The 12102-nt window shown below is 70.4% G+C and carries 1 protein-coding gene; it reads right to left on the bottom strand.

From position 1 onward, the window contains the following. A partial coding sequence (locus HUA74_RS23025) for a non-ribosomal peptide synthetase (protein ID WP_174456261.1) occupies nt 1-12102 on the bottom strand: 12102 nt, incomplete at both ends.

Genomic DNA, 12102 nt, shown 5'->3' with positions numbered 1-12102 from the left:
ATTCAATCTCTCCCAGTTCGATGCGGTAGCCACGCACCTTCACCTGGAAGTCGGCGCGGCCCAGGTACTCCAGCCGTCCGTCGGCGCCCCAGCGGACGCGGTCGCCCGTCCGGTACATCCGGGCTCCGGGCTGCGTGCTGAAGGCATCAGGGATGAAGCGCTCCGCGGTCAACGCGGGACGCCGCCAGTAGCCGCGCGCCACGCCCGCGCCGCCGATGAACAGCTCACCCACGACTCCCACTGGAACGGGGCGCAGGTGGGCATCCAGGACGTACAGGCGGGTGTTGGCGATGGGACGGCCGATGGAGATGGAGCCACTCGTCGCGTCTCCAGGGGCCACGGTGTGGACGCTGCAGCCGACCACCGTCTCCGTGGGACCGTATTCGTTGATGAGCAGGGTGTCCGGAGCGTGCTTGCGCCAGAAGGCCACGCCCTCTGCGGTCAGGGCCTCTCCACCGATGACAAAGGCTCGGGTGCGACCGGCCGCCTCGCCCGGCGTGAGCTGGGAGGCGAGCAGTTGCAGGTGCGTGGGAGTCAGCTTCACGAGGCTGAAGTCGCTGCCCTCGTGCAGGGCTTCACCCAGCCCCTCCACGCCCGCCTCTTCGGGAACGAGCACCACGGGTCTCCCCGCGATGAGCGGAGCGATGAGGCTGGTGACGGTCAGGTCGAAGGAGAGAGGCGAGTGGACCGGTGAGCCGGAGCCCTCTGCGATGCGGTATGCGCGCAGGGCCCAGGTGAGGTAGTTCACGACGCCCCGGTGCTCCACCATGACGCCCTTGGGGAGGCCGGTGCTGCCGGAGGTGTAGATGAGGTAGGCGAGGTCGTCGGCGGTGGCCAGGGGTGCTGGCGCCGTCGTGGGCTGCTTGCCCGCCGTGACGTCCCAGTCGTCGTCGACGCGGAGGACATTGAGCGCGCTCGCGGGCAGCGCGTCCGCGAGCACCGACTCGGTGAGGACGATGGAGACGTGGGTGTCGTCCAGGAGGAAGGCGATACGAGAGTCGGGCAGGGCCGGGTCGAGAGGGAGGTAGGCGGCACCGGCCTTGAGGGTTGCCCAGAGGGCCACGACCATGTCGGGTGCGCGGCGGAAGTACAGGCCCACCCGTGAGCCTCGCCCGACACCCAGGTCGCGCAGCGCGTGGGCGAGCTGATTGGCGCGTGCGTCCAGCTCACGGAAGGTGAGCTGAGCGTCGCCCATGGACACGGCGAGCGCGTCGGGAGAACGAGCGACGGTCTCCTCGAAGAGGGCGTGGACGGTGGTGTGAGCGGGGAAGTCCGCGCGTGTGTTGTTCCACTCCACGAGGACGCGGTGCTGCTCGGCCTCGTCCATGAGCGGAAGGGACGCGACGGGGGCATCCGGCTGTTCCACCGCCGCGCGGAGCAGCGTGAGGAAGTGGGACGCCAGTCGAGAGATGGTCGCCGCATCGAACAGGGCCGTGGAGAACTGGAGCGAGCCCTGGAAGCCCGATGGCGTCTCGCTGAGGGAGAGGTCGAGGTCGAACTTCGCGACGGCGTTGTCGAAGTCGACGGGAAGGACGCGCAGGCCGGGCAGCTCCAGGTCCCCCATGGGTGTGTTCAGGAGCGAGAAGAAGACCTGGAACAGGGGAGAGAAGCCCAGGCTGCGCTCGGGCTGCAGCTCCTCGACGAGCTTCTCGAAGGGCACGTCCTGGTGCTCGTACGCCTCCAGCATGGAGGCGCGCACCTGGGCGAGGAGCACTCGGAAGGAGGCCCGCGAGTCGATGCGCGCGCGGATCACGAGCGTGTTGACGAAGAAGCCGATGAGGGGCTCGGTCTCCGCGTGGTTGCGGCCGGCGATGGGCGAGCCGACGGTGAGGTCGTCCTGCCCGGAGTATCGCGAGAGCAGGAGTTGGAAGGCCGCCAGCAACGTCATGAAGGGTGTGGCGCCTTCACGTTGGGAGAGCGCCTTGACGGCCTCGGAGAGCCGCGCGCCGAGGGAGAGCGGATGGGACGAGGCCGTGCGCGATTGAACCGCGGGACGCGGCCTGTCGGTGGGCAGCTCCAGCAGCGCCGGAGCCCCCTGGAGGTGCTTCTTCCAGAAGTCCAGCTCCGTGCGCAGCGCCTCGTCGCGCAGCCAGCCGCGCTGCCAGGCCGCGAAGTCGGCGTACTGCACGAGCAGAGGAGGCAGTGCGGCAGGCACGCCGGACAGGTGCGCCGCATAGAGCGCGCCCAGCTCGCGCACCAGCACCCCGGTGGACCAGCCATCCGAGACGATGTGGTGGACGGTGAAGAGCAGCAGGTGCGCGTGCTCCTCCAGTTGGACGAGGCAGAGGCGGAAGAGGGAGTCCGAGGTCAGGTCGAACGGGCGAGCGGACTCCTCCAGGGCAAGGCTCCGCTCCTCGAAGGAACGGGAGGTCGGGTCGAGGTGACGGAGGTCGATGCACGGAATGGTGACGGGAGCAGCCGCGCGGACTCGCTGGAGGGGCTGCCCATCGACGGAGGCCGTGAAGGTGGTGCGCAGCACTTCATGTCGTGCGACGACCTCGGAGACCGCGCGCTCGAGGGCGGCGACGTCCAGGGTGCCTTCGAGGCGCAGGGCGATGGGGATGTTGTAGAGGGAGCTCCCCGGCTCGAGCTGGTCGATGAACCACAGTCGCTGCTGTGCGAAGGACAGCGGCAAGGCCTCGGTGCGAGGCATGGGCGTCAGGGGAGGCGCCTTCGAGATGCCTCCACGCGAACTCGCGTCGATGCGCGCCGCGAGGGACGCGACAGTGGGAGCCTCGAAGAGGGCTCGGAGGGGCAGCTCGACCTGGAAGGCCGCGCGGATGCGCGAGGCGAGCTGGGTAGCGAGCAGTGAGTGACCGCCGAGCGCGAAGAAGGAGTCCTCGGCGCCGACGCGCTCGATGCGCAGCAACTCCGCCATGAGGGCGGCCAGCGTGCGCTCGGTGTCGGTGCGAGGCGCGACGTAGGTGTCGGTGAGAACAGCGTCGGGGGCCGGCAGGGCGCTCCGGTCGAGCTTGCCGTTGGCCGTGAGGGGCAGGGCCTCCAGCGGTACCAGGACGGCGGGCACCATGTACTCGGGCAGCCGCGCCAGGAGGAACGTGCGCAGGGCCGCGACGTCCACCGTCTCGCTGGCGACGACGTAGCCCACGAGGTGCTGGTTGCCCGGCGAGTCCTCGCGAACCAGCGCGACGGCTTCACGAACGTCGGCGTGCGCGAGGAGCGCGGCTTCGACTTCACCCAGCTCGATGCGCTGGCCGCGCAGCTTCACCTGGAAGTCGAGGCGCCCGAGGTACTCCAGGGTGCCGTCAGCGAGCCAGCGCACCTTGTCGCCGGTGCGGTAGATGCGCGCGCCAGGCTCGGTGCCGAACGGGTCCGGGATGAAACGCTCCGCGGTGAGGTGCGGGCGGTGGAGGTAGCCGAGCGAGAGCTGGGCACCGGCGAGGAACAGCTCGCCCGGGACCCCCGTGGGGACGGGATCGAGGAGCGCGTCGAGGACGTAGGCCCGCGTGTTGGAGACCGGCCTGCCGATGGGAATGGCCGCGCGAGACTCCGACGGTGAGGCGAGGGCGAACGTCGAGTCGATGGTGACTTCGGTGGGGCCGTAGAGGTTGACGAGCAGGGCCCTGGGGAGCGTGGCGTGGAGGCGGCGCGCGAGTTCGGAGGGCAGGGCTTCGCCGCCGCAGAAGAGGAAGCGGAGGTGGGAAGCCGCGCTCGTGAGCCCTTCCTCGTCGAGGAGGAAGCGCAGCAGGGAGGGGACGAGCTGGAGGACGGAGACGCGGTGTTTCAGGACACTGGCCAGGAGCGCGGCCGGGTCGCGGTGAGCGTCGGCGGGAGCGAGGACCAGGGGAAGTCCCGCGAGGAGCGGCGCCCAGATTTCCCAGACGGAGGCGTCGAAGCTGAGCGGTGTCTTGAGGAGGACCCTGTCGCCGGGCAGGAGCGGGAAGGCGGAGAGCAACCACGCCATGTGGTTGGCGAGGGCCTGATGCGAGACGAGCGTGGCCTTGGGCTGGCCTGAGGACCCGGAGGTGTAGATGAGGTACGCCGGGCTGGAGGGAGCCACGGCCACCTCGGTGTCGAAGCGTCTCTCGCCGTCATCCCCGTGCGCGCCCCACTGCGGGTCGAGGGAGATGACGGTGGGGCCCTCGGGCAATGTCGCCCGGAGGTGGGGCTGGGTGAGGAGCACCGGGGGCGCGGCGTCCTGGAGCATGAAGGCCAGTCGCTCACGGGGATAGGCCGGGTCCAACGGGAGCCACGCGGCGCCCGCCTTGAGGATGGCGAGCAGGGCGACGGGCAGCTCGAGTGAGCGCTCCATGAAGACGGCGACGAGGGAGCCCGGACGGACACCTGTCTGGAGGAGCCGGGCGGCGAGACGGCTGGCGCGGGCCTCGAGCTGGGAGAAGGAGAGGGTGCCATCGTCCGAGATGACCGCGGTGGCGTGCGGCATGAGCCCGGCCCACACGGAGACCTGTCGATGGACGGGGCTGTCGAGCGGGAAGTCGATGCCGGTGTTGTTCCACTCGACGAGGAGGCGCTGCCGCTCGGCGGCGTCCATGAGCGGCAGGGAGGAGACAGGCACCTCCGGCTGGGCCACGGCGGCGCGGAGCAAGGTGAGGAAGTGCGTCGCCATCCGCGCGGCGGTGGCCGTGTCGAAGAGCGCGGTGGAGAACTGGAGCGCGCCCTCGAAGCCCGTGGGGAACTCGGAGAGGGTGAGGTCCAGGTCGAACTTGGCGAGCAGCCCCGTCGGCGTGAGCGGGCGCAGGCTCAGGCCGGGAAGCTCCAGGTCGCCGGTGGGCGCGTTGAGCAGCGAGAAGGTGACCTGGAAGAGCGGAGAGAAGCCGAGGCTGCGCTGAGGCTGCAGCTCCTCCACGAGCTTCTCGAAGGGCACGTCCTGGTGCTCGAACGCGCCGAGGGTGGAGTGCTTCACCTGGGTCAGCAGCTCGGAGAACGTCACGCGCGGGGCCACCCGGGCGCGCAGCACCAGGGTGTTGACGAAGAAGCCGATGAGGTCCTCCGTCTCGGCGCGGTTGCGTCCCGCGATGGGCGAGCCGACGACGACATCGTCCTGCCCGGAGTAGCGCGCGAGCAGGAGCTGGAACGCCGTCAGCAGCGTCATGAAGGGCGTGGCGCCATGGCGCTGGGAGAGCGCCTTGATGGACTCGGACAGCTCGGCTCCGAGGGAGACAGGGTGGAGCGCCGCCTCGCGTGAGGCCAGTGCGGCACGGGGCCTGTCGGTGGGCAGCTCCAACAAGGGGGGCGCGCCGGCCAGTGCGTCACGCCACCACGCGAGTTGCTCCTCCAGGGCCGCGTCTCGCAACCAACCGCGCTGCCACACGGCGAAGTCCGCGTACTGCACGGCCAGCTCCGACAGGGGAGACGGAAGGCCCTCGCGGAAGGCCGCGTACAGGGCGACCAGCTCGCGCACGAGGACGCTCATGGACCACGCGTCGGCGACGCCGTGGTGCAAGGTGACGAGCAGCACGTGCGAAGTCGTGGCCCGCCGCAACAGCGTGGCGCGCAGCAACGGGCCGCGTGCGAGGTCGAACGGGCGCAGGGCCTCTTCCGACGTCAACCGCCGCATCTCGCGGTCCCGCTCCTCGGGCGCGAGCGACTCCAGCCCCACCACGGGCAACGGGAACGGCGCGGCCGGGTGGATGCGCTGGATGGCCTTTCCGTCCACTGCGCCGAAGGTGGTGCGCAGGGACTCGTGGCGCCGTTGCAGCTCGGTGAAGGCGCGCTCCAGCGCGGGGACCTCTAGCGGCCCCTCCAGCTCCAGGGCCGTAGGGATGTTGTAGAGCGAGCTGCCGGGTTCGAGCTGGTCGATGAACCACAGCCGCTGCTGGGCGAAGGACAACGGCAGGTCTCCCGTGCGCGGCGCGGGAGTCAGCGCGGGGGCTTTGAGGGTGCTCGCGCCGGCCTGGGCCAGCGTGTCCAGCCTCAGGGCCAGCCGCGCCACGGTGGGGGCCTCGAAGAGCTCGCGCAGGGGCAGCTCGACTCCGAAGGCGACCTGCACGCGCGAAAGGGCCTGGGTGGCCAGCAGTGAGTGGCCGCCCAGCTCGAAGAAGTCGTCATGGACGCCGACGCGCTCGACGTGCAGCAACTCCTGCCACAGCGTGGCGAGCCGCGACTCCGTCTCACCTCGGGGCGCGACGTACTCCCGGACCTCGGTCTCGCCCGTGCCTTCGGGCGGAGGCAGGGCGTTGCGGTCCACCTTCCCGTGGGCCGTGAGCGGCAGCGCGGGCAGGACGGCGATGGCGGAGGGCACCATGTGCTCGGGCAGCCGCTCCTTGAGCGCCGCGCGCAGCGAGGCCGGGTCGACCGACTCGTCCTCCTCGGCCACGACGTAGGCCACCAGTCGGGTGAGGCCGGGAGCATCCTCGCGCACGACGGCGACGGCCTCGCGCACGGAGGGGAGCCGAGAGAGGACGGACTCGACCTCACCCAGCTCGATGCGGAAGCCGCGCAGCTTCACCTGCGAGTCGAGGCGGCCCAGGTATTCGAGCGTTCCATCGGCTCGCCACCGCGCCCGGTCTCCGGTGCGGTAGAGCCGCGCCCCGGGCACTCCGGTGAGCGCATCCGGGATGAAGCGCTCGGCGGTGAGCGCGGGCTGTCCCAGGTAGCCTCGCGCCAGACCGACGCCACCCACGCACAGCTCGCCGGGTACGCCGACGGGCTGTGGGCGCAGCGAAGCGTCCAGTACGTACACCTGGAGGTTGGCCCAGGGGCGACCGATGGTGAGGACCTGTCCGGCCGTCAGCGGCTCGGTGATGGACGCGCAGACGGTGGTTTCGGTGGGGCCGTACGCGTTGAGGAAGCGCACGTGCGGTGCCCAGCGACGCACCAGCTCCGGCGTGCACGCCTCGCCCGCGGAGACGAGCGTCTCCAACGAAGGGAAGTCCTCGGGCGACAGTTGCGCGAGGACCGAGGGGGTGAGCGTCACCGCGGTGATGGACTCATCCCGGGCCAGCGCACGCAGGGGTGCTCCGGGCAGGAGTCGCTCACGCGGCGCCAGCACGAGGGTGGCACCCGAGAGCAACGCGCCGAAGAACTCCCAGACCGATGCATCGAAGCCAGCGGAGAAGAACTGGAGGACGCGGCTTCCAGTGCCGAGCCCCATGGCACGGCCTGTCTGGAGGGCCGTGTTGCACAGGCCCCGGTGCTGCAGGAGCGTGCCCTTGGGCCTGCCGGTGCTGCCGGAGGTGTAGATGATGTACGCGAGGTTGTCGGCGGTGGTGGCGGACTCGGGCGCGTGGGTGGGCTGTGCGGCGATGAGGCCCGCCTCGGCGTCGAGCAGGACGAACTGCTCGCTCCCCGCCGGGAGGTCGTCGGCGATGGCCTCGGTCGTAACGAGGACGGGCGCCGCGCAGTCGCGCAGCATGAAGGTGAGGCGCTCGACGGGATAGCTGGGGTCGAGCGGGACGTAGGCTCCGCCCGCCTTGAGGATGCCGAGGATGGCGACGGCGGTGTCGAGCGAGCGCTCCACGCAGAGGGCGACGGGCACATCCTCGCGGACGCCGAGGCCCCGCAGGTGGTGCGCGAGCTGGTTGGCGCGGGCGTCGAGCCGCGCGTAGGACAGCTGCTGGCCCTCGAAGCGCACGGCGATGGCGTCCGGGGTGCGAGTGGCCTGCGCCTGGAAGAGCTGGTGCGCGCCGACGTCACGCGGGAAGTCGCGCGCGGATGCGTTCCAGTCGACCAGGAGCTGGCGCTGCTCCGCCTGGGCCATGAGGGGCAGGTCGGAGATGGGCGTGCCGGGGTTCGCCGCCGCGGCCTCCAGCACCACGCCGAGGTGACGCACGAGCCCATCGATGGTGGCGGCCTCGAAGAGGTCCGTGCGGTACTCGCAGGTGCACTCCAGCCCGGCCTCCGTCTCGACGATGGCGAGGGTGAGGTCCAGGCGCGAGGTGCCGGACTCCGAGAACTCGGGGCGCAGCGTGAGGCCGGGCACCTCCAGCGCAGCGGCAGGCTGGTTCTGCAGCACCAGCTTCACCTGGAACAGGGGCGTATGGCCGAGGCTGCGCTCGGGGTTGAGGGCCTTGACCAGCTCCTCGAACGGCAGGTCCTGGTGCGAGTGGGCGCCCAGCGTGACGTCGCGCACCTGGGCGAGCAGCTCGCGGAAGGTCATCCCCGGCGTGGTTCGCGCGCGCAGGGCGAGTTGGTTCACGAAGAAGCCGATGAGGCCCTCCGTCTCCACGCGGTTGCGGTTGGCGATGTCCGTGCCGACGACGATGTCCGCCTGCCCCGAGTACCGCGAGAGGACGAGGTCGAAGCCGGCCAGCAGCGCCATGAAGAGGGTGGTGCCCTCACGGAGAGAGAGTGCCTGGAGCGCCGTTGCCAGCGCGCGAGGCAGCGTGCGGGTGAGGGTGGCGCCCTGGAAGCCCTGGATGGCGGGCCGGGGGAAGTCCGTGGGGAGTTCGAGGAAGCGGGGCGCACCCTGGAGGTGCTCCCGCCACCAGGAGAGCTGCGCGTCGAGCGCCTCGCCCTGGAGCCAGCCGCGCTGCCACGCAGCGTAGTCCGCGTACTGGATGGACAGCTCGGGCAGCGGAGAGGTGTGTCCCGCGCGGAACGCGGCATAGAGCGCGGCGGACTCGCGAACCAGCACATCGACGGACCAGCCGTCCGAGACGATGTGATGCAGGGTGAGCAGCAGGACGTGCCGCGACTCGGAAAGACGGAGCAGCGTGGCGCGCAGCAGCGGCCCACGAGTGAGGTCGAAGGGACGCCGCGCCTCTTCGCGAGCAAGGCGCCGGGCTTCCGCTTCACCTTCATCGACGGGGAGCGCGGAGAGGTCCACGCGAAGCAGCGGAACCGGGGCCGCTGGATGGATGATTTGAAGTGGACCCTCGCGGAAGGTGGTGCGGAGCACCTCGTGGCGGCGCACCAACTCGGTGAAGGCGTGCTCCAGCGCGGGGACGTCGAGTGTCCCTTCCAGCCGGAGACCCACGGGCATGTTGTAGAACGGGCTGTCCGGCTCCAGCTTGTCGAGGAACCACAGGCGCTGCTGGGCGAAGGACAGGGGCAGCTCGCCCGAGCGAGAGACGGGCTGAAGCGGCGGGGAGTGGCGCTCCACCGCATGAGTCGAGGACTCGAGCCGGCGTGCGAGCTGCGCGACGGTGGGCGACTCGAAGAGGACGCGCAGCGGGAGCTCCACCCCCAGCACGGAGTGGATGCGTGAGACGATCTGCGTGGCGAGCAGGGAGTGGCCGCCGAGCGCGAAGAAGCTGTCCTCGGCCCCGACGTGCGCCACGTCCAGCACCTGCTCGAACAACCGCGCGAGCTGCTCCTCCGTCCGTGAGCGCGGCGCGGTGTAACGAAGGACAGAATCGCCCCGAGCCGGCGCGGGGAGGGCCTTGCTGTTGAAGGAGAGAAGGACCTGCTCGAGTTCCTCTCCCGTCAGCAGGGAGATGGAGGCGATGCGTGCCTCCGGGGCAGCCATCAGCGCCTGGAGCGCCACGCCCCAGTGGTGCAGGAGGCGCTCGGGGATGGATGGCTCGAAGCGCGCGGCGTCGAACAAGAGACGCAGCTCCAGCGAGTCCCCGGGAATGACGTACGCCTCCAGCGGCGTGTCCGTCTGGTCGAGGATGGTGAAGTCGCGGATGCCCAGCGCTTCTCCGGCCGTGTTGACGGCGGCATCGACAGGGAAGTTCTCGACGATGAAGAGGGATTCGAAGAGGGGCGTGCCACGCGGCACGTCGCTCCACCCGTGCAGCCGCACGAGGGACGTGTGCTCGAACTGGCGCAGTTCCAGTTGCTGGGTGTGGAGCTGCTGGAGCCAGGAGAGCGTGGTGGTGTCGTCGTCGACGAAGACGCGGACGGGCACGGTGTTGATGAAGAGCCCGATGGCGCGGTCGATGCCGGAGACATCGGCGGAGCGACCTGAGGTGGTGGCGCCGAAGAGGATGTCCTTCTCACCGGTGTGACGTGAGAGCACCAGCGTCCACGCGGCCTGGACCAGTGCATTGAGGGTGAGGTGGTGCTGGCGGACGAAGGCCTGGAGGTCGGTGGTGGTCTGCGCGGGAAGGTGGAGCTGGAGTCGCTGACGCTGGAGCACCGAGTCCGGGCTTCGGGGAAGCGCACCCGGCAGGGGCGTGGGCGCGGTGAAGCCACGCAGCGTCTTTCGCCAGTAGCGCTCCGCGGGCTCCATCGGCTGGCGTTCGAGCCAGGTGATGTAGTCGCGGAAGGTCGTCGCTTCACGCCGGATCCACACCAGTCCCGCGCGAACCTGCTCGTAGGTGGCGAAGAGGTCCTGGAAGAGGAGGCCCATGCTCCAGCCATCCATCAGCATGTGATGCATGGTCCCGAGAGCGCGCCAGGCGTGCTCATCGGTGCGGATGACCGTCAGTCGCAGCAGCGGTGGCGTGCGCAGGTCGAACCCACGAGCGCGGTCCTCGGAGAGGAGGGCCTGGAAGCGGGACTGCTGCTCTGCTTCCTCCACTCCGCGCCAGTCGAGTTCCTCCCAGGGCAGGGCAGCACCGGGGTGGACGAGCTGAAGGGGCTCCTGTGAGCCACCCGTGAGGAAGGACGTGCGCAGCAGGGGCTGTCGCTGGATGACAGCCTCCCAGGTGCGCCGGAACGCACCCAGGTCCAGGGCGTCACCGAAGGTCCACGTCAACTGGGTGACGTAGACGCCGGAGCCCGGCGCCGCGAGGGTGTGGAAGAGCATGCCCTGCTGCAAGGGCGACAACGGATAGAGGTCCTCCACCGGAGTGCCCGCTGTGACGAGACGGTCGGCGATGGCCTGCTTCAACCGGCTCAGGACGACATCCGTGGACTCAGGACCCGTCGAGTCCGCCGACGCGCGCAGGGTGAGCGCGAGCAGCGCGGCGTCCGACTGCTCGGCCCAGGCGCCGCCCTGGAGCTGTACCACTCGGGCCAGGGCTTCCAGCGTCGGGTGTTGGAAGAGCTGCTGGGTGGTGAGCTGGACGCCCGCGTTGCGTGCGCGGGAGACAATCTGGATGGAGACGATGGAGTCGCCACCCAGCGCGAAGAAGTTGTCATGGCGCGTGACGCGCGGCACGCGCAGGGCGTCGGACCAGATGGCGGCGAGGACCTTCTCCTGGGGCGTCCGCGGCTCGGAGTCGTCGGCGACGGCGGGCTGTGGACCCCGGCTCTGCGGCGCGGGGAGGGCCTTGCGGTCGACCTTGCCATTGGGAGTGAGCGGCAGCGCGGGCAGGGCGACGAAGAGGGCCGGCACCATGTGCTCGGGCAGGTGCCGTTGGGCGAAGTCGCGGAGGGCGGAGGCGTCGAGCGAGACGCCGGCCTGGGGGACGAGCCAGGCGACGAGGCGTCCATCACCGGAGGCATCGAGGTGGACGCCCGCGACGGCCTGGAGGACGGAGGTGTGGCGTGAGAGGACGGCTTCGACTTCGCCCAGTTCGATGCGGAAGCCGCGCAGCTTCACCTGGAAGTCGGCGCGGCCGAGGAAGTCGAGCGAGCCGTCGGGGCGCCAGCGAGCAAGGTCACCGGTGCGGTAGAGGCGCGCGCCAGGGATGCCGGAGAAGGCGTCGGGGAGGAAGCGCTCGGCGGTGAGGTCGGGGCGGCCGAAGTAGCCGCGCACGACACCCTCACCAGCGATGAAGAGCTCGCCGGGCGAGCCGATGGGGCAGGGCTGACCGGAGGCGTCGAGGACGAAGAGACGGTTGTTGGCGAGAGGCGTCCCGATGGAAAGGGTGGAAGCCCCTTCGTCGGAGAGCGAGGACGGGTGAGACGAGGACCAGACGGTGGTCTCCGTCGGGCCGTACATGTTGAGCAGGGTGGAGCGAGGGAGCGCGGCGCGAAGCTGGGATGCGAGAGGGCCGGGGAGGGCCTCACCGCCGACGAGGAGGTAGCGGAGGGAGGAGAGCGCGGCGACGGAGTCCGCGGCGAGCACCCTGGCGCGAGCGAAGGACGGCGTGCACTGGAGATGGGAGACGGGGTGGCGGCGGAGGACCTCGGGCAGCGTCAGCGCGGTGCCAAGGCGAGAGGCGGCGCGCTCGTCATGGAGGACGACGTGGAAGCCTCGGCAGAGCGTCCAGAGCAGCTCCAGGACGGAGATGTCGAAGGAGATGGAGGTGACGGCGAGCCACGTGCCGGGAGAGGTGCCCAGGCGGTCATCCATGGCCGCGAAGAAGTTGGCGGCGGTGCGGTGAGGCACCATGACGCCCTTGGGCC

The sequence above is a fragment of the Myxococcus sp. CA051A genome (genome assembly GCF_013336705.1).
In the GTDB taxonomy this organism is placed as follows: Bacteria; Myxococcota; Myxococcia; order Myxococcales; family Myxococcaceae; genus Myxococcus; species Myxococcus llanfairpwllgwyngyllgogerychwyrndrobwllllantysiliogogogochensis.
Note: the sequence above shows the minus strand (reverse complement) of the source record. Positions and strands in the feature narration are given on the sequence as shown.